Below are 21500 nucleotides of genomic sequence, written 5' to 3' on the forward strand. Positions count from 1 at the left end.
TTTCACACAATTTTTCGTCATATTTGCTCTATTATATATGTAAATTGCTTTTGGCAGAGCATAACCGAACGTACAGGTTTATCGAATCAAGGAGTAGATTGCTCAAATATGCCCTTTAGCTAAATTTATGTAGACGTTAATGATAACGTAATATTTTATGAGAATGACAAAATACTGGATTTCTATATTTACCGCTTTGACTGCATTCATGAATATAACATGTCAGGTAATCGCACAGGATGCCGCCAAAGATTATACGGGCGCGATCAAACAATACGATGCTTCCTTTAAGGGTATCGGTCCTGAGGTCTATTTTTTACCGCCTCCAAAAACGGCCAATGAAATACTAGCAGAGAACTATGCGGACAAGAAGTCTTTCAGCAAAGAAATTGCAAGACAGCTCCTGCTACAGCGACTATTATTGCAACTGCGGAGCACCAATAACCTGGGGCATTTTCAATATTTAATGAATCCGATGCCAGCTACAGCGAATGTCTGGAATGACGCGATTGAGGCACAAAAGAACGCTCAAAATTGGATCTCAAGCTATGCCTTATCGAATGAAGCCGCCTTATTTTCAATTAAAAATAACGATAGCAGCAATGCGTCAAAGTTTTTATATCAAGCACTTTCTTTGGCAAATCGTACCGATAACAAGGATGATATAGCCACCATCAATATGAACATCAGCAATTTCCAGTTGTATCGTGGCGACTTTGTCCGTGCAGAAGAAAGTGCACAAAATTATCATACCTATGCCATGACGAGCAAAAGCTATGCGGAACAAGCCAACGCCTGGCTGTTAATTGCCATGGCTCGAGCCGGTCAGGGAAATTATAAAGCGGCCGAAAATAATATTATCCGCAGTGCAATCCCCCTATTCAATAAGGCCAAAGCCTATGAAGGGAAAATTTTTGCCTGGGAAATGCTTGCTGAGATTTATTTTAAGCAAAATAAATTTACCGAGGCACAGTGGTTTCTGCTACAGGCCCGTGATTTGGCCAATGCCAAAAAACTAAGTAGTGAGCTCGCTGAAATCGAGTACCTGCTGGCCTCATCCAAGCAAAGAGATGGAAATTATAAGGTAGCGATCAAAGAATTTGTGCAGGCTGCTGAACTGGCTTCGGATGAAAATAACAAACAGCTCTCACTCGCGATATTGGACAAACTCGGCGAGGTGTATCTTGTGCTAAAAGATTATCCATCTGCTGATCAGACCTACAAGGCCTATACGCAGTTAAAAAATGAACTGTACAATTGATATTTAAAAACAATCTACCTCTTCGCGTGGTCTGTTGTAAGGACAGTCTACAAAGAGATTTTAAGCTTTTTGTAAATATTAAAGGATAAATCAAATAAATTTTTAGATTCTGCGGTAATGTGCTATGAATTTCACTAAATTTAGCACGCTCATCAATAGGAGCTGAATATTTTTTAAAAAGAATGATTATTAAAACCGTCGAAAATATGTTTAGGAAACTCATATTTGCACTTTTTGTTGTATCCATTGTTTCTTGTGGTTCAAAACCACGGGTAGCGCTTCCTGATGATGGAGGGCTTAAACCAAGCACACAACATCAAATTATCGCTAAAGAAGTCTCTGGATTATTGGAAAATGCGAGCTACAAAAAGGTCAAAATGAATGATTCGATATCGGGTATCATATACGATAATCTGATCAAAACTTTGGATCAAGGAAAAAATTACTTACTTCAATCGGATATCGATGAATTTCAAGCGTACAGAAACAATCTTGCGCAGGATATCAAAAATGGAGATCTTTCTGCCGCATTCCATATTTTTAATGTCTATTCCAAGAGATACCTGGACAGAATGCAATATGCGCTTTCAGAAATCGACAAGAAACAGGATTATACAAAGGATGAGTATTACCAACCTAACCGCGAAAAATTAGGCTGGTTCAAAACAGCAGATGAAGCCAACGACCAATGGCGTAAGCGTGTAAAATACGATCTGCTTAACTTGGAAACCGCGAGTGGTAAATCTACTGATAGCGCGAGGACCAAACAGGTGGAAACGCTAAAAAAACGCTATGTTAATTTGATCTCGCAGGCAAAGAAAACCAATGCCAACGATGCTTTTCAGGTGGTCATGCAAGCATTGACAGATGCTGTTGATCCACATACATCTTATTTTAACCCATCCTTTGCACAGGCCTTCAATGAAGGAATGGCCAATACGTTTGAAGGTATCGGAGCACGACTTGTCGTCGACAATGAGGCCGTAAGCATCTTCGAAATTATCCCGGGTGGACCGATATTCAAAGACAAGAGCATTCACGTCAATGATAAGATTATTGCTGTAGCCCAAGGAAAAGATGGTGAATTTGAAGACATTATTGGTTGGAGACTTGATGCTGCTGTAGCAAAAATCAAAGGTCCAAAAGGAACGATTGTCCGCCTGAAAATTATTCCTGCTGGTCAGCCCATGAACTCTCATCCGCGCATTGTATCTTTAGTACGTGAGAAAATCGTCGTTGAAGAAGAATCTGCGAAGAAAGAGATCATGAACGTTAAAGGTGCCGATGGAAAAATGTACAAAGTGGGTATCATCAATATTCCGAAGTTCTACATGGATTTTGAAGCTTACAGAAGACGCGATCCAAACTATAAGAGCACAACCAGAGACGTTAGGTTAATCTTAGACACGTTGAAACAAGAAAAAGTAGATGCTGTGGTTATCGACTTGCGATTCAATGGAGGTGGATCCTTACCGGAAGCCATTGATTTAACCGGTTTATTTATCGATAAAGGTCCTGTTGTACAAGTAAGAGACACAAAGAATAACATCGACGTCGAAGAAGATAAAAACGCGGGCGTATCCTGGGATGGTCCATTGGGCATCATGATCAACCGTTTCTCAGCTTCGGCTTCTGAAATCTTTGCCGGAGCTATCCAGGATTATGGAAGAGGTATTATCTTAGGATCTCAAAGTTATGGTAAAGGAACGGTGCAGTCGGCAATCGATATGTCACGTGTCATCAGCCCGACTAGCCGCTTACTCCTAAAGGCCTCCGGTGAAAAAGATCCGGATACCCCAGAAGGTGCTCCTCAATATGGACAAATCAATATCACATTGGGTAAATTCTATCGTGTAAACGGTAGCAGTACGCAACATAAAGGGGTTACACCGGATATCGTATTCCCTTCTCAATTTTCTGCAGAGAAATTTGGAGAGAGCTCCGAAAAATCAGCACTTCCTTGGGATCAAATCCAATCGAGCAACTTCAAAAAAGTAGCTGACCTAAGTGGCGTTGACAAGAAATTAGAAACAATGCACGAGGCACGCATTAAAAACTCATTGGAATATAAGTATCTGAAAGAGGATATTGAAGAAGCTCAAAAAGATGAGGATGTGAAAATTCCATTGGAGCTGAACAAATTCAAGAAGGAGAAAGATGACAACCTCAAGAAAAATAGAGACCGCATCAACGCTTTGTTGAAATTGCAGGGCAAACCGGCGTGGGAAGAAGGAAAATCCCAACCGAAAATTGATCTTGACTTTGTGAAAGATGAAAGTGCCAAAGTGATGACCGATTATATCATCAACTTTGGAACAAAAAAACCGTTGTAATTTCAACGTTTCAAAAGCTAGAAAATGAAAGGCAACCGTAACTGCGGTTGCCTTTTTTTATGACCCTCATCACAATAGGGAGAGTTTAACATTAAATTCACGTTTTCTTTGTAACTTATCGCTACATTCATTGTTTTAGTAATATACCGGTACTGCTTGAAGTCCGAATGATTCGCTTAGCTCATACGCTAAAGATTTGGCAGGACAGAATGCACCAACCAGGTTATAGAAGTTAAACGTATAAAAAAGAACATCATGAAACGTATCCTCCTGTTAACTGACTTTTCAGAAAATGCTCTTCTGGCAGCACAACAAGTTGCGCTGTGTACAGAAGCCTGGAAAACGCAAAAGGTTATTGGCTACCATACTTACAATAGTGTTACCATTGTCAATAACGAACCTATTGTCATTGTCAATGATGAGGTTAAAGAAACAAAAGAGAGAGAACTGACAGCATGGTTTGACCAAATCAGACTGTTGTTCCCCCCACAAGTGGAATTATCCCATCAGATGGAAGATGTTGATTTGCCGATAGGAGTCAATGACATGTGCAAATCGCACGACATTGACCTTGTCGCATTGGGTATCACCGGACAAACAGGTTTTGCAAAGATCCTGGTCGGAAGTAATGCCATTACGCTGATGGACATCTGCAATAAGCCCATGCTTATTGTTTCCCATAAAGTAAATCCGGCCGTCCCCAAAAATGTATTGGCCACCACCGACCTGAAAGAGGTAGACCGAAAATTGGATTTATTCAACTTAGATCAGGTTTTAGATACCTTCAATGCACAATTGTATGTGTTGAATGTTGCTAAAAAAGAAGGTTCGGCCGCCGACTTGGCACAGGAGTTAAAGCATCTCCATGAGCGCTTAGACAAATATCATCCGATTTACGACTATATCAGCCATGATGATATTACACTAGGTATTGAAGAATATGCCAAAGAGAAACACATAGACCTCATACTGTCATTTCATAAAAAGCAAGGCCTATTAGCGAGCCTATTCAAAACAAGCATATCTAAAAAGATTGCCTGGAATGGCGCCGCCAACTTACTGGTTATTCCGATGGATAGGTCGTAAGAGAAAAAATAACAAAGCCGCAATCTAAATAAATTGCGGCTTTTTTTGTATAGTTCTTCCTCCGGGAAGTCTTTCCTCCGGGATTCTCTTATTTCTTATCAACCGAATGTTTACCCGGTCCAATAAGGATAAGTCCTAAAAACACAAAGCAAAGCTCAATCGCATGTGAAGCACCAGAGATACCATCTCCTTTAGAAAGATGCATTAATCCAGCAATGACCATCGTAAATGCGAGCAATAATGCCGCTGGTCTGAAAAAGAGTCCCAGCAGTAAAAATAGACCACCAACAGTTTCGGTCGCAGCAGCCATAAAGCCCCAAAAAGTAGGCATAAAATGAATACCGATATTACCCATTGATTTACCAACCCCTGCCCAGAGCTCAGGGCCGCCCTGTAACTTAGGAAGACCGTGCATGATCATCATCACTCCCAGTCCGACTCGTAATATCAACAGTCCTGTATCGCGATATTTACCCAATGAATTCCAAATTGCCATAAAAAACGGTTAAATTATTAAAACTTAAATTACCAATCACTCTAAATTAGTGAAATTATTTAGATTGAACGCCTCCCAGCACCCATCCTATAAATAAAGCTATTGCATTTATAATACTTAATGCGTAATTTAATAGCTATAGACCCGATTATGATGCTTTGGAATGTCTAAGACAGCGTAAAAATCCTTAGCCACGGATTACGGATAAACAAATAACTAATAAGGATGAAAAACCTACTCTTGTTAACAGACTTTTCGGACAATGCTTATGCTGCTGCCCGCTATGCCGCACAATTAGCTCCACTCTGGGGTATTGAAAAGGTTGTCCTATACCATACATACGAAGTAATCCCCACCGTAGGTACCGAACCTGTTGTCATAAGCAATTCGGAGATCCTGGAAGAAAAACAAAAGGATCTTAATACCTGGCAGCAGGAACTAATGTTGCTTTTCCCTGAGGGTATTGCCTGGAAGTCAGTTCTTGAAGAATATGAACTTAGCTATGGTGTAAACCGGACCTGTGCTGAGGAGGACATTGACCTTGTCATCGTCGGAACTGCAGGTAAAAGTGGCTTAAAGAAACTGCTTCTCGGAAGTAATACCCTCAAGCTGATCGAAAATTGTCACACACCATTACTGGTTGTCCCCGCACGGGCAGAGTTTAGGGTACCCAAAAAGATGTTGATCGCCACCAATCTCAAAGAAGTCAAACTAAAATTAAACCGTCTCCTGGTGAATGCGTCGGAAGTATTACGTAAAAGTGAGGTCTATGTCGTCCATGTGACCAAAGAAGATCCTGCAAATAAAGCGGTAAATGCCGAAATAACGATCATGCAGGACTTATTGGCTCCTTATCATCCCATCTATAGCTATATCCTCCATGCGGACATTGCTTCAGGGATCAACCAATACATCAACGAAAACCATATCGACATGATGGTCACTTTCCATCGGGACAAGGGTCTATTAAGCCGAATTTTCAATACGAGTATTGCGCAAAAAATGGCCTGGAAGAGTCAGGCTGCCATGATGGTCATCCCTGTACATTCGGGATAATCTGCAGATAAATGATGCAGCCAGAGGCTGTTCGGTTATCCCTACAAATAGGTTAACTGAACAGAATTTTCTGTCGTCTCCAATGTTACTTTTCGCCCAAACATGAGGGCGTGATTGTCATCAATATGCCCTGCAGGGTAACCAAATGCTACCGGAAAATCATATTCTTTCACTTTATCCCATACAATTTCCGCTACACTTTGCCCAAAAGCTGGATCATTGTCTTTCATGGCGGAAAAGCCACCTACTAGGAGACCATTCAATTTTTTGAGTTTCCCAGCACGCTTCAATGCCCATAGCATTCTGTCGATGGAGTAATAGGCTTCCCCTACGTCCTCTATAAATAAAATTTTATTCTTGTAATTGACATCCGAATCGGAAGCAAGTACCGAAAGCAAGATGGCTAAATTTCCACCGATCAATTTGCCTTCGCCTGTACCCGCACGATTGGGGAAAAACGTCTGTTCGTAGGCAAAGTCCATATTATGACCAAACAATGCATTTTTCAAGGTTTCCAAAGAGGCTGTTGTCCCCGTTTCAAAAGACTTGGGCATCTGTCCATGTATTGTAGCAATTTTATAATTGCGTTGGATATGGCTATGCAATACGGTTATATCACTAAAACCCACCAACCACTTGGGATTTTTTTCAAAGTTTGAAAAATCGATTTCGTCGACAATACGAACACAGCCGTAACCTCCACGCGCCGCAAAAACAGCTTTAATCGACGGGTCATCCAGCGCCCACTGCAGATCGGCTGCGCGTAAATTGTCATCCCCGGCAAACTGATGAAACGATGCCCCAACAGTCTTCCCAATGACAACCTCCAGCCCCCAACTCTCTAATGTTTTTATGCCAACATCAATAGATCCACGTATAAAACTCGCAGGACAAACAATAGCGACTTTATCGCCTTCTTTCAGAAAATCAGGAATTTTGGACATATTTTTTTATCGCTAATGATCAAACAAAACCTTCATGGCTTCGAAGACACCAACAGCTATGCAAGCGAACTGAAGAATCTTTCTGGCCAATAACATCAAACACTTTCAAAAAAAAGGACCTCTACATTGCAAAGTCCGATTAGAAATATACTTGATATATGGTGCTTATATGTACAAATAAACGTAAATTTATCTAAGTTTTCTACCGCTATGTTGAATAATATTTCTACGATAACAAGAGGTTAAATAGCAGCGTATTTTAATCAAGTTGCCGTAATCGTAGAAATCAGCCAAAACAAGAATTCAAGAATAAATTGTTCGATATGACATGCATTTATATTGCATATAAACAGCAATTTATCTAAGTTTGCCAAAGGAAACAAGTACACACTTTAATATACTTTCAAGCATTGAGTATTCTAGATAAAAAACGTTATACCATCACATCGGCATTACCTTATGCCAATGGTCCTTTACATATTGGACACCTTGCCGGAGCTTATATCCCAGGGGATATCTTTGTCCGTTATCTGCGTCTAAATCAAAAAGATGTAGTCTATGTATGTGGTTCAGATGAGCATGGTGCCGCGATTACCATCCGTGCAAAAAAAGAGGGCATCACCCCACAGCAAATCATTGACAAATACAACAAACAAATCAAAGAAAGCTTTGAAGAGTTTGGTATCTCTTTCGATATCTATCACCGTACATCGGAGCCCATACATCACCAGTTATCGCAGGATTTCTTCTTGAACCTTTACAATAAAGGTGAATTTGTCGAGAAATTTTCGGAGCAGTATTACGATGAGGAATACCATCAGTTTTTGGCTGACCGCTATATTACGGGAACCTGTCCAAATTGTAAGTCTGAAGGAGCCTATGGTGACCAATGTGAGAAATGTGGAACATCACTTAGCCCAACAGATCTGATCAACCCGATTTCAACATTGAGCGGAAAGACACCGGTTTTGAAAGAAACAAAACATTGGTATCTTCCATTGGACAAATACCAGCCTTGGCTTGAAAAATGGCTGATCGAAGGAAAGAAAAATATCCTGAAGTCCAACGTTTTTGGCCAATGTCAATCGTGGCTTAAATCCGGTTTACAGCCGCGTTCAATGACAAGAGATCTGGATTGGGGCGTTGATGTACCTTTGGCTGAAGCAGAGGGTAAAAAACTCTATGTTTGGTTAGATGCGCCTATCGGTTATATCTCAGCAACAAAACAATGGGCTTTGGATCATGGTAAAAACTGGGAAGACTATTGGAAAACCCATGAAAACCCAGCAGACGATTCTACGCTGATCCACTTTATTGGAAAAGATAATATTGTTTTCCATTGTATCATTTTCCCGGCTATTCTTCATGCACACGGTGACTATATTTTACCAGAAAATATTCCAGCCAACGAATTCCTGAACCTGGAGGGCGACAAGCTGTCCACTTCTCGAAACCATGCGGTTTGGTTACATGAATACCTACAGGAATTCCCGGATAAACAGGATGAACTGCGTTATGTATTGACATCCATCTTACCGGAAACTTCAGATGCGGAGTTTACCTGGAAAGATTTCCAAGCTCGGATCAACAATGAGCTGGTTGCCATTTTTGGAAACTTTGTCAACCGCGTCTTGGTACTTTCCCACAAATATTTCGATGGCAAAGTATTGAACGGCTCTCCACTGACAGCTGTAGATCAAGCGGTACTGGATGAACTAAAAGCATACCCTACTTCTATCAAATCGTCTTTGGAACAATTCCGCTTCCGTGAGGCATTGGCAGAATTTATGAATGTAGCTCGTCTAGGCAACAAATATCTTGCCGATGAAGAACCATGGAAAATCATTAAAACAGATGAGGAGCGTGTCAAAACAATCCTAAATGTAGCCGCTCAGATCGTTGCCAATCTTGCCGTTCTTGCGCAACCGTTTTTACCGAAAACAGCTATCAAATTATTTGAAATGCTTAATTTTCCACAAGGAAACTGGAACGACGCAGGTTCGGATGCTTTGATCAAAACTGGACACCAACTGGGTGAAGTGCAATTGTTATTTGACAAAATAACCGATGAACAAGTCGACTTCCAACTAAACAAACTTGCTGAAGCAAAAGCAAAAAATCTAGCTGATAATGCAAAAGTTGCTCCTGCGAAAGAAAACATTAGCTTCGATGATTTTGTTAAAATGGATATCCGCGTTGGAACTATTGCAGCCGCTGAAAAAGTTGCCAAAACCAAGAAATTGTTAAAACTGACGATAGACACCGGATTAGATACACGCACAGTCGTTTCGGGTATCGCAGAGTTCTTCAGTCCTGAGGAAATCGTAGGCCGTCAGGTATCTATTTTGGTTAACCTTGAACCTCGTGAAATCAAAGGAATTATGTCACAAGGAATGATCCTGATGGCAGAAGATGCTGACGGTCGATTGGATTTTGTCAAACCGGATACAACAATTAAAGTAGGAAGTACGGTACGTTAATATAAAACCGGTATTTCTTTTATACAAAAAGCCTGTTCGTATGAACAGGCTTTTTTTTTCATCTCGACGGGACAAGAACGGTATAAGATTATCCCCTAAAAGAGTATACTCTGCAGTCGTTTTTTAAAGGCCTTCTCATCCATATAGTCATAGACGGTATCTTTCAGCTTCTTTATGATATCCGCTCTGGATTCCGCAACCACCTTTTTCTTTTTGGTCAGCACATTGGAAAATGCTGTATTGGTAATCTCCACCTTTGTGGCAAACATATTGACATTCATGCTCGGGATAGATATCCCCATTACCAGACCTGGGAGCCCATGGATAAGCTCAGGCCCACCAGAGATTGGTATTTGTCCCGCAAAAAAAGCTACTACATAGACCGAATCTTGAATAATTCCATTGGCTCTCCGACAATCATATCCCGCAATATTTCGGTATTCATCCGTATATTTCCATTTAACCGCAGGCAAAGAATCTTTGAGCAACAACTGCTCATCTCCAAAAGGGAGCAACTTTAAAAACTCCTGATTCTGGAAATTAATATAGGTTTTTGAATCGGGAAGAATAGAATTATAGTAAGTCACATTACGATAATTCGCAGGATAATCCTCCTGCACGGTTTCAAACAGGGTTTCATTATCGTAAAACTTCAAAATATGGTGGGTCACTACCTCGGCAGGCCCATTTTTCACGGCATTGTCGACCATCAGCTTATCCCAGGTATCTAAATCGGGCTTGCTGAGATAATTACGCTTTAAGAAATTCTGCACATGGAACTTCCGTTCATAGGTGACCGTTCCGCTGCTCGGAAAATAAGCATGTTGTGCGTGGGCTGTACCCGCACACAGCAATAATACCCAAACCATCAACTTGATATACTTACTCATTTGGCATCTCCTTTCATTGTTGTAAAATTGTAGATTACTTTTAGCATTCCATACCGGCGCAATACGTCGTTGCTGGTCTGGATAAATGAAGTTCCATTCTGATAACGATACACTCCATTATTTTTGTTCAAAATATCATTGACAAATACCTGTACCTCCAAGGACTTATCTTTCAATAATTTCTTGGAAACATAACCATTCATATTAATGATATTAATTGATTCAAGCGTTTTTGTAGCGGCCTGATAATTCTGGTTTGTCGACAGGGAAATTTTAAAGTCTTTTGGTAAATAATAGGTAATCTCCGAGAACGTCCTGAATTTAAAAGTCGTCCGATTCAACTCAGGCTGCAGATAGGAATTCATCTGCTCCGCACCAGGGCTCATGGAGATGTAAAAATCCATTTTGTTTGCTTTATATCGGCTAAAACCAATACTTGGTGCTACACTCCATGTTTGATTTCTATTGAGCTTTGGCTCTTCATTGAAGGAGGATAAATAGCTAAACTGGCTGTTATACTGCGCATTCATGCCAAGATTCATTTTTAATCCCCATTTTTTCTTCAATACAAAACTGTATCCTCCACCACCATACATACGCCAATTGTCTTTATCAATATTGACGTAGGAAATTTGCTGCGTACCTTTATCTAGATCATAGCGCACGCTATTGTTGATACTTTTCTTTCCTTGATCTGCACTCACATAAAAATAGATACTCTGATCCTTTAACTGCTTGTAGTTATTGAAATTAACTGAATAGGAGTTATCAAAGCCAGCTTTCAGATCTGGATTATCCAAATACTCGACGAGTGGCTGGGAATTTTGTTTCAACGGCTCTATTTGTGTCAACGAAGGTTGGCTCGTGCGGCCGCTGTAGCGGAAGCTTACATTTTTGCTTTTCGAGATTTTGTAGTTGATGGAAAGATTTGGAGCAACAGATGTCTGGTTCCGCTGCAGTATTGTATTCAGGTTGTTATAGGTTCTCTTGACCTGCTCAAAATCAACTCGATTGCTCAAATTTACTGTTAATGTATTCGACTTGTAATTTAAGGAGGCGTTGACACCATTTTTTAAACTGTTAAAATCAAAATCGTTGAGCAGGTTTTGGTCCAATACCGTATATTTTCCTGTAGCCGGATCTTTATCAAATGACTGATTGAGTGTTTCCGATTTATTTTGATTGAATGCATAACCTATTGCAGCGGTCAGCCTTTTAGAAAGCGGCTCCGAATAGGTTACTGAAGCTCCGTAGGTATTGTTCGCCAGCTTATCATTTTTATATTGATCGATCAAGGTTGTATCTCCGGAACTTTGGAAGAAGTTTTCCGAAAAATACTGTGTTTTGTTGCGATTTTGATCTGCATTCGCATTGACATTGAAAGTAATGGAGCGGCGGTCCTTTTTGAAACGACGTGTAAGCATCGCATTTATATTAAATCGATCCTGATCGCTATTTAAATCTGTCCTGGACGAAGTCCGTGTAATCAATGTGCCATCCAATTTACGTTGATCTGCTTCGGAATTGGATAAATTGTCACGGCTAGATTTGGTAAAGCCCATGGTGACAGTAAGGTCAGCAAGCGAATCAAGCTTATAGTCATACCGTAGATTTGCAATATTTGCCTGTGTTTCTGTTTCAGATGTGGTCACATTGTTATCCACCTGCGCACGCTCAGGAAGGTTATTCTGTGCGTTGTATGTACTTGTATTGTTGACATTGATCTGATTCCGCTTGAAGTTGACATTGATCTTATGCTTATCATCTTTGGACTTATCCGAATAGCTTGCTCCCATGTTGACAGCCTTAGGTACGCCACCACCATAGTATTTACCGTCCCATCCCCCATCAGAACCATCACCACCAGAAGAAATCATAATGCCTCCGCCCTCCATCATCTGCACATTGCTACTTCCGCCCACACCATATTTTTGGCTATCTTCAAACCCCAATCCGACCATTCCATCATTGGCCAGAATACCATAAGCAGCAATTTTCTGCGAGCCCTTAAACTTATTGAGCATGACTTTTCCGCCATAATATTTATCGGTACCAGCTCCCGCAACAGCCTGACCGAACATTCCCTTTTTCTTATCTTCTTTGAGCTTGATATCAATTGTCTGTGTACGTTCTCCGTCATCCACGCCGGTACGTACGGCAAGATCCGATTTCTTTTCATAGACCTGTACTTTGCTGACCATATCTGACCGAATATTCTTAGTGATTAGCGTTGGGTCATCGCCAAAAAACTCTTCACCATCAAGCAACACCTTTTTCACTTCCTTCCCCTGCGCGATGATCTTGCCTGATCCATCCATTGTAATACCCGGTAATACCTTTAGCAGGTCTTCCACTTTAGCATCCTTCTCTACTTTAAAACTACCTGCATCATATTCTATCGTATCGCCTTTGATCACCACCGGAATTTTACCATTTACCTGAACCTCTTCCAGCAGTAGAGCTGCCTTGGATAGCTTTACAATACCGATATCTAAGTCTTGGGCAGCCACATGGATATCCTTTACCAAGTCAGCATACTGTGGATAGGAAACCACCATTTTATAGGTACCTGTGTCTAGATTAGCAATTTGGAATGTTCCATTTTCCTTCGTCCGGCCAAATTTAACCAAAATCGAATCTTTGGGACTGAGCAGCGCGATTGAAGCTTGATGTAGTTTTGCGAGATCTTTGATATCTGCCACCGATCCCACAAGTTTATGTTGTGCATAGGACTTGGAACCCAGGACAGAAAATAAAAGAAACAAAACTAGGGAATAGGTTAGTTTCATAAATTTTCGTTTATATATTGTCGGGGTAAATATATAAATGTTGCTACGGAAAATTCGTAAAATAATGTTAAATAATTATGCAATTAATAAAATAGACTTGACTCCTTCAAATAAAACACGATAATACACTCTATACCAATTATTTTACCGCACACAAAAAGAGGCGTAACTTATTTGTTACGCCTCCAGTATAAATAGAAAAATATATTTTATTTCCTTTAATCTACATTCAGGTTCAATTCTTTTTCCTTATTGATTAAATGGGCAATACTTGTATCGTTTAAAATCTGCAACATGGCATTTCTCACCTCTACAAACGTATCGCGTATGCCACAGGCATGCTCCTGTGTACACTCTTCGCACGAGCGGTAGAAGTTTAAGCTCACGCAGGGTAGCAAGGCTATGGGTCCATCGATCAGGCGCATCACCTGGGATAAGAAAACATCTTCAGGAGCCTTATTGAGGCTGTAACCGCCACCAGCTCCTTTTTTGCTATAGAGAATTCCGGCATTTCGCATTTCAAGCAGAATTTGTTCCAAGAATTTTTTTGGAATATTCTCCTCCTGCGCAATCTTCACGATTTGCATAGGCTCATTACCGTAATTACGACCAAGCACCATCAGTGCTTTTATTGCATATTTTGTTTTTTTGGAAAGCATAGTTTGTTTACCCCCTGTTGAATTGCAAATTTACGTTTTTTATTCAATAGAATAAAACCTGCCAGATTTAGCAGGTACCAACAGTCTCCTTATTGACCCAATACCGCTGTGATCGGTTTGCCGATGCTACCATTGGGCTCAGTAATATGCAATAGCGAAGAGATTGTCGGTGCAATATCCACAATATGCACCTCTGTATTAGATACACCTGGTTTAATTCCCCAGCCCATAAATACCAGCGGAATATGGGAATCATAGCCAGACCAGGTACCATGTGTTGTACCGGTCGAGCGCGGCGTACCGTCATACCATTGTGGTTCACAAACAATCTGAATTGCACCACTACGTTTAAAGTTGTAACCATTGATCATTTTTTCGCGAATAGGCGCCGGAATCATCAGACTTTCGCCTTTTTCCATATCAGCCACATATGCGACACCTTCTGTATGGCGAAGCTCACGAATGATAGTCTCTTTTATTTTATCGCGATCCAAATTCAACGAATCAATCAATTGATTGTTTAAATGTACCTGATAGTTCATCATGCTTTTCACAAGCTTCTCTTGCCCAAATTTCTCTTTAAGGGTTTTGTTAAGTCCTGTGATAATCTGACGTGAATAGAAATAACCGCCATTTCCTTTCATATCCATAAAGAACCGAGAGTTATAAGAAGCTCCATGATCTGCAGTCAGGAAGAAGGTATAGTTTCCCTTACCCACGGTCTTATCCAGGTAGTTGAAGAAATCGGCAAGTTGTTTATCAAGCTGCAGATAGATATCTTCAATCTCCACCGCTGTCAATGAATAACGGTGTCCGACGTAGTCTGTTGCTGAAAGGCTCACACAAAGGAAGTCGGTATTTTTAGTCGGGTTATTTCCCATCTGTTCATTTTTGATTGCTTCCATTGCCAGATCCAAGGTAAACTGATTTCCCATTGGTGTGGTTTTGATCAGCTCATAGCCTTCGTCTTTCATCAGCTTAGAAGTTGCGCGCGGCAAAGTCGGTTTTTCTTCGCCAGGGTATTTACCTTCGTAGATATTATCATCTGCAATACTGTTGGCAGCATAGGTACTAATATCATACATGGGTTTCCAGTCGCCTTTCAGGTATTTTTCAGCCAATTTTTTCTTGTTGAAGTCTACCACCCATTTTGGCAGTTTATCCATGTAGAAATTAGAGGTGATCCAATCACCTGATTTAGCTTCGAACCAATACGCTGCATCGGCAAAATGCCCAGCCGGCAGAATACCACCACGGTCTTTAATCGCGATACCGATCACTTTGGATTTAAAGTTAGAAGCGAGTTTCAATTGATCCGTTACGGTCGACGCAAGCAAATTACGTGGAGACTGCTGCCCTTCCTTGGCGGTAGTCCCTACACCGATGACATTATCGTCCTGCGTACAGTACATATTCTTACCCGTCTGTTCTTCGATCCAGTCATTACCTGCAATACCATGTATGGAGGGAACTGAGCCTGTATATACCGAACTGTGCCCAATGGCTGTGTATGTCGGAATATAGTTAATCAATGTATTTTCACAGGAAAATCCTTCTTTCAAAAGTCGTTTGAAACCATCATTTCCATATCGATCCGCAAAACGATATAAATAATCCCAACGCATTTGGTCCACCATCAGGCCGACAACCAATTTTGGTCTTTCCGGTTGCTGCGCCATGGACGAAAGCGCTGCTATTCCAAGGACGACACTTAAAAAAAATCTTTTAATCATAATTGTATTAAGTATTAAAATATTAGTTTTTTATTTAGTGTAAAGTATTCCATCAGGCCTTAAAAAAGGAACAATAAATCGTAACATATTGGCAGCCCAGGTCTCCTGATATCGATTACTTCACTTCGCTAAAGTAGGGTTTAATCTTTTAAATGTGCTTTTAAAAATTGACCTGTATAAGAATCTTTACAATGGATAAGTTCTTCCGGAAGACCCGCAAAGACTAGCTTTCCGCCTTTATTTCCACCCTCAGGACCAATATCGATCACCCAATCTGCCGATTTGATCATATCCATATTGTGCTCGATCACCAATATACTGTTGCCTAGGGCAATCAGTGCATCAAATGATTTCAATAACTTTTTAATATCCTGAAAGTGTAAGCCTGTTGTTGGCTCATCAAAGATAAAAAGTGTCTTCTTGCTGTTATTACCCTTAATGAGGAAAGAGGCCAGTTTAATCCGCTGTGCTTCACCGCCAGACAATGTACTTGACGATTGCCCGAGCTTAACGTAGCCTAATCCAACGTCCTGTAAAGGCTGCAATTTAGCCAATATTTTAGGCTGGTCTTCAAAGAATACAATCGCTTCATCAACACTCAGCTCGAGAACATCTGCGACAGACTTGTTCTTGTAATGTACATCAAGCACAAATTGTTTAAATCGTTTCCCTCCGCAGGCCTCACATGGTAAAACGATATCGGCCATAAATTGCATTTCAATTTTAACTTCACCTTCGCCCTGACAAACATCACAACGTCCACCTTCAACATTAAATGAAAATGCAGCAGGTTTCAATCCAGCAGCTTTGGCTGGCCCCTGATTGGCATACAAGGCCCTGATTTCATCCCAGGCTTTCACGTAAGTCACAGGGTTGGATCGCGAAGAACGACCGATTGGATTTTGATCGACCATTTCAACCTGTTCAACCTGGGTAATATCCCCCTCAATCGCATCATAGACGCCGGTCTGCTCACCGGAGTAATTGCCGATCGACTTCTGCAGTGCTGGGCAAAGGATACGTTTGACCAACGAAGTCTTACCTGATCCCGAAACACCCGTTACCACCGTAAAGGTATTCAATGGGAATTGTACATCAATCCCTTTGAGGTTATTCTCATGTGCCCCTTTAATGGTCACACTATTGGACCATGGACGGCGTTTTTGGGGTACCTCAATCTGGCTTTTGCCGCTGAGGTATTGACCCGTAAGACTTTTTGGGTCTTTCAGAATCTGCTGATATGTACCCGCAAAGACCATCTCGCCGCCATTGATTCCCGCTTCCGGTCCGATATCGATCAGGTAATCGGCAGCTTCCATCATTTCCTGCTCATGCTCGACCACTACAACCGTATTGCCAACATCGCGGAGGGATTTCAGCACAGAAATCAGGCGCTGTGTATCACGTGGATGGAGCCCGATACTGGGTTCGTCCAACACATAGATAGAACCTACGAGCGAACTCCCTAATGAAGTAGCCAGGTTGATCCGCTGCGACTCACCGCCTGAAAGGGTATTCGACAGCCGGTTCAGCGTCAGATAACTTAATCCAACATCGCACAAAAATTGCAACCTGTTATTAATTTCAGCAAGAAGTCTTTTGGCAATGACCAACTCATTACCGACCAGCGGTAAAGTTTTAAAAAACTCCAAGGCTTCTTCAAGTGGCATCAATACGATATCGGTGATAGACTTGCCCCCAACTTTCACATAGGTAGCATCTTTTCGCAATCGGGTACCGCGGCAATCCGGGCAATCTGTTTTCCCTCGGTAGCGCGATAACATCACACGGTATTGAATTTTATAGGTTTGGGCTTCAAGTTCTTCGAAGAACTGGGTAAGGCCTTCAAAATATTGATTTCCCGTCCACAGTAGCTCTTTCTGCGCCGCAGTCAGGTCCATGTATGCACGATGTATCGGGAAATCAAATTTCAGTGAACTTTTGACAAGTCTCTGTAGCCACTCGCCCATTTTCTCTCCTCGCCAGGGTGCAATCGCGCCATCGTAAACCGATCGGCTCTTGTCTGGAATAACAAGATCGGGATCAATACCAATGATCTTCCCGTAACCTTCACATCGGCGACAGGCACCATAAGGATTATTGAAACTGAAGAAATTTGGTGTAGGTTCTTCAAAGGTTATGCCATCAAGTTCAAATTTATGGGAGAAATGATGTCGCTGACCATTTTCCTCCATATAGAGCTCGCCTTTACCCTCGAAAAAACCTGTTTGGACCGAGTCAGAAAGTCGATTGACAGTATCATCGTCCTGTTCAATGCGAACCCGGTCGACGACAATAAGTACTTCACCATCCTGGAGGTCTTTGTTGGCGATGGACTTATCATCGATAATAGTTTCGATTTTCTGCATACTATCACCATAGAAGACACGCACAAAACCTTTCTGTAACAGGAGCGACAGTTCTTCCTTAAGTTTTCGCCCATGGGAAGGTATAAGCGGAGCAAGAAGTGTCACCGTTGTCCCCTCTTCTAAATTCAACGCAAAATCCACCACTGAACTCACACTGTCTTTGGTCACCTCGCGGCCTGATACAGGAGAAATTGTCTTGCCGATCCGGGCATACAACAATTTCAGATAATCATAGATCTCAGTGGATGTCCCCACCGTCGAACGAGGGTTGGACGTAATGACGCGTTGTTCTATGGCAATCGCAGGAGCAATACCTTTGATGTAATCCACCTCCGGTTTATTCATCCGTCCCATAAACTGTCTTGCGTACGAAGAAAGACTCTCGACATAACGTCGTTGTCCTTCGGCGTAGAGCGTATCAAAAGCTAAGGATGATTTTCCTGAGCCCGACATTCCAGTGATAACAACTAATTTATTTTTTGGGATATCAACGTCAATATTCTTTAAGTTATTAACTCTTGCACCCTTTATCTGAATATATTCTTTTGGAGTGTGCTCCACCTGTTTACTCATAATAATCCTTATCTCACACAAAGTTACGTATTCTTGGCTGATTATATTCCTGCGAATTAAAAAGCTATTCGGTTTTCTATCACCTGAATTTCAAAAAAAGAGCTGCTGTTCTAAACTTGGCTAAAATTCAACAAAAGGATTCATCCTGGCGAATCACTAATATTAAAATCTGTTATAAAGGAAAATATGATATTTCATTTAGTTTCCCAGACAATTATTTTTCGATTTACAATTAATCCTTTCGAAAACAATATAGTCCTATAGGTGTTAATCTTCTATAAAATGTAGCATTTTTTATAGACACAGCGTTTAAACAACAAATTAATTAAGGCATATTTGATATTATTGATTGAAAAACACAAAACAGATGAATAGCAAATATGTCTTTAAAAATCAAATAACAGTGATATGAAAAAAAATGTATTTCAAGTAATGATGCTATTAGTAATTGCATTAGTATCCTCAACAACTATCAGTAAAGCGCAAATGGTTATCGACAAAATAGACTTAAGCATTTTTCCGAGCCCCGAAAAAGGGTATAAAAAAATGGTGATTGAAGTTCCCTATTCGGAAAGTGATAAAAACAAAAAAATAGAATTTTCGGTAGGTAAATGGATGGAAGTAGATGGATGTAACTCCTTTAACCTATCGGGCACGTTGGAGAAAAAGGATCTTCAAGGCTGGGGTTATGACTATTATGTATTCAAAACAAATGGCAATGTTGCCAGCACCATGATGGCTTGTCCAGACAAAGAAAAAAGAAACCTTTTTGTTTCGGCACAACCGGAGACTGTACGTTACAATGGCAGAATGCCGATTGTGATTTATGTACCGGAAGCTTATGATGTGCAGTTCAAAATCTACACAACGGACGGTGACACGTACCGTGCAGCAGAGGTAAGAACAAAAAAGTAAACCGCTACAGCGATATACTGACTAAAACAAATCACAATGCAATAAAAAAGCCCTCGAACAATGTTCGGGGGCTTTTCTGTTATCGCTTTTCGCTATGGACTATTGAAATTTCTTCGCGTTTACTTTACGCTCGTTTTCAGTCAAATAGATTTTACGCAGACGCATTGATTGCGGTGTCACCTCAATATACTCGTCAGCTTGAATATACTCCATACATTCTTCCAAGGAGAATTTGATTGCTGGTGCAATACGTACGTTGTCGTCAGAACCAGAAGCACGCATATTTGTCAACTGTTTTCCTTTGGTAACGTTGATCGTTAAATCATTGTCACGGATGTGTTCACCTAGGATTTGTCCTTCATATACATCCACACCTGGATCTACGAAGAAACGACCACGGTCTTGTAACTTATCGATGGAGTATGCTGTTGTTGAACCTGTATCCAAAGAGATCAATACACCAGCCAAACGACCAGGAATTGTACCTTTCCAAGGCTCGTAACCTTTCAAACGGTGTGCCATAACAGCTTCACCAGCTGTTGCTGTCAACACGTTGTTACGTAAACCGATGATACCGCGAGAAGGGATAGAGAACTCAAGATGTTGCATATCTCCTCTAGCTTCCATAATCAACAACTCACCTTTACGTTGGGTCACCAACTCAATTACTTTTCCTGACACATCAGAAGGAACGTCAACAACAAGTTCTTCGATTGGCTCACATTTTTGACCATCAATTTCTTTGATGATAACTTGTGGCTGGCCTACTTGCAATTCATAACCTTCACGACGCATTGTTTCGATCAATACCGACAAGTGAAGGATACCACGTCCGTATACCAACCAAGCATCTGGAGACTCTGTAGGAACGACACGTAGTGCTAAGTTTTTCTCCAACTCTTTTTGTAAACGATCGTAGATGTTACGTGATGTTACCAATTTACCCTCTTTACCGAAGAAAGGAGAGTTATTGATGGTAAACAACATGTTCATTGTTGGTTCATCAATGCTGATAACTTCCAATTGCTCTGGATTTTCAAAATCTGCAATGGTATCACCGATATCGAAACCTTCGATACCAACTACGGCACAAATATCACCGGCACTTACTTCAGGCACTTTGATGCGGCCAAGGCCTTCAAATACCTGTAGTTCTTTTACACGTGATTTCACAACTTTTCCATCGCGTTTCACCAAAGAAACCGGTTGGTTTTCCTTGATCGTACCACGCGCAACACGACCGATAGCGATACGTCCTACGAACGTCGAATAATCCAATGATGTTACCTGCATTTGCAAAGTACCTTCAGATACTTCTGGTGCAGGGATATATTTGATGATGGCTTCCAACAAGTCCGTGAAGTCTTCAGTACGATTTTTCCAATCTGTAGACATCCATCCTTGTTTTGAAGAACCGTACAATACTGGGAAGTCCAATTGCTCTTCAGTAGCACCTAAGTTGAAGAATAGGTCAAAAACATGTTCGTATACTTCTTCAGGACGACAGTTTTCTTTATCGACTTTATTGACAACGACGATAGGTTTGATACCTAATCCCAAAGCTTTACCTGTAACGAAACGTGTTTGAGGCATTGGTCCTTCGAAAGCATCGACCAATAGCACTACTCCATCAGCCATCTTCAATACACGCTCTACTTCACCACCGAAATCGGCGTGACCTGGGGTATCGATGATGTTGATTTTAACACCTTTATATGTTACTGATACGTTCTTAGATACAATAGTGATCCCGCGCTCACGCTCTAAATCATTATTGTCTAGGATTAATTCACCAGCATTTTCATTTTCTCTGAATTGATTGGTAAAATATAAAATTTTGTCTACAAGCGTAGTTTTACCGTGGTCGACGTGAGCGATGATCGCAATGTTTCTAATGTTTTGCATTGAGCAAGAAT

General features: G+C 40.9%; 14 protein-coding genes. 6 read left to right on the forward strand and 8 right to left on the reverse strand.

Annotation, left to right across the window (positions count from 1 at the left end; genetic code table 11):
• The first annotated feature begins 208 nt into the window (after positions 1-208).
• The 3 genes from B3P16_RS23310 (at position 209) to B3P16_RS23320 (ending at position 4680) form a co-directional block, all read left to right on the forward strand.
• Entirely contained in the window at positions 209-1261 is a 1053-nt protein-coding gene (locus B3P16_RS23310) for a tetratricopeptide repeat protein (RefSeq protein ID WP_286844735.1), read from the forward strand.
• Positions 1262-1467: 206 nt separating this feature from the next.
• Positions 1468-3594 (forward strand): carboxy terminal-processing peptidase, encoded by a 2127-nt coding sequence (locus B3P16_RS23315; protein ID WP_286754138.1) that lies wholly within the window; start codon positions 1468-1470, stop codon positions 3592-3594.
• Positions 3595-3849: 255 nt separating this feature from the next.
• Positions 3850-4680, forward strand: coding sequence for a universal stress protein (locus tag B3P16_RS23320; RefSeq protein WP_286844738.1), 831 nt, complete (start codon positions 3850-3852; stop codon positions 4678-4680).
• An 88-nt stretch (positions 4681-4768) separates the two neighbouring features.
• Here B3P16_RS23320 and B3P16_RS23325 read toward each other — a convergent pair whose 3' ends face one another.
• On the reverse strand, positions 4769-5176 hold the full coding sequence (locus tag B3P16_RS23325; protein WP_046673771.1) for a DoxX family protein: 408 nt from the start codon (positions 5174-5176) through the stop codon (positions 4769-4771).
• 225 nt (positions 5177-5401) lie between these two features.
• On the opposite strand from B3P16_RS23325, the gene B3P16_RS23330 reads away from it, so the two are divergent.
• Positions 5402-6232, forward strand: coding sequence for a universal stress protein (locus B3P16_RS23330; protein ID WP_286754139.1), 831 nt, complete (start codon positions 5402-5404; stop codon positions 6230-6232).
• Positions 6233-6273: 41 nt separating this feature from the next.
• On the opposite strand, the gene B3P16_RS23335 is transcribed toward B3P16_RS23330, so the two are convergent.
• The gene (locus B3P16_RS23335; protein ID WP_286844740.1) at positions 6274-7176 is read right to left on the reverse strand and encodes a S66 peptidase family protein; all 903 of its coding nucleotides are present in this window, start codon (positions 7174-7176) and stop codon (positions 6274-6276) included.
• 410 nt (positions 7177-7586) lie between these two features.
• Here B3P16_RS23335 and metG point away from each other — a divergent pair, with 410 nt between their 5' ends.
• Entirely contained in the window at positions 7587-9656 is a 2070-nt protein-coding gene (metG, locus tag B3P16_RS23340) for a methionine--tRNA ligase (protein WP_286768757.1), read from the forward strand.
• Positions 9657-9751: 95 nt separating this feature from the next.
• On the opposite strand, the gene B3P16_RS23345 is transcribed toward metG, so the two are convergent.
• From B3P16_RS23345 to uvrA, 5 genes are all read right to left on the reverse strand, one after another.
• Positions 9752-10546 (reverse strand): GLPGLI family protein, encoded by a 795-nt coding sequence (locus tag B3P16_RS23345; RefSeq protein WP_286844742.1) that lies wholly within the window; start codon positions 10544-10546, stop codon positions 9752-9754.
• Positions 10543-13335 carry an outer membrane beta-barrel protein gene (locus B3P16_RS23350; protein WP_286844743.1) on the reverse strand — a complete coding sequence of 931 codons (2793 nt, stop codon included), beginning with the start codon at positions 13333-13335 and terminating at the stop codon, positions 10543-10545. The genes B3P16_RS23345 and B3P16_RS23350 overlap by 4 nt, the downstream gene beginning before the upstream one ends.
• A 218-nt stretch (positions 13336-13553) precedes the next feature.
• Positions 13554-13994: an RrF2 family transcriptional regulator gene (locus tag B3P16_RS23355; RefSeq protein WP_046673766.1), complete on the reverse strand. Its 441-nt coding sequence runs from the start codon at positions 13992-13994 to the stop codon at positions 13554-13556.
• Between the two features lie 89 nt (positions 13995-14083).
• On the reverse strand, positions 14084-15727 hold the full coding sequence (gene pafA, locus B3P16_RS23360) for an alkaline phosphatase PafA (protein WP_157625832.1): 1644 nt from the start codon (positions 15725-15727) through the stop codon (positions 14084-14086).
• 140 nt (positions 15728-15867) lie between these two features.
• On the reverse strand, positions 15868-18669 hold the full coding sequence (gene uvrA / locus B3P16_RS23365; RefSeq protein WP_286844746.1) for an excinuclease ABC subunit UvrA: 2802 nt from the start codon (positions 18667-18669) through the stop codon (positions 15868-15870).
• Positions 18670-19077: 408 nt separating this feature from the next.
• Here uvrA and B3P16_RS23370 point away from each other — a divergent pair, with 408 nt between their 5' ends.
• Positions 19078-19584 (forward strand): ecotin, encoded by a 507-nt coding sequence (locus B3P16_RS23370; RefSeq protein ID WP_286754146.1) that lies wholly within the window; start codon positions 19078-19080, stop codon positions 19582-19584.
• A 99-nt stretch (positions 19585-19683) separates the two neighbouring features.
• Here B3P16_RS23370 and typA read toward each other — a convergent pair whose 3' ends face one another.
• On the reverse strand, positions 19684-21489 hold the full coding sequence (typA, locus tag B3P16_RS23375; protein WP_112375271.1) for a translational GTPase TypA: 1806 nt from the start codon (positions 21487-21489) through the stop codon (positions 19684-19686).
• Positions 21490-21500 lie beyond the last annotated feature (11 nt).

The organism is Sphingobacterium sp. UBA7631 (assembly GCF_002483935.1).
Lineage (GTDB): Bacteria > Bacteroidota > Bacteroidia > Sphingobacteriales > Sphingobacteriaceae > Sphingobacterium > Sphingobacterium multivorum.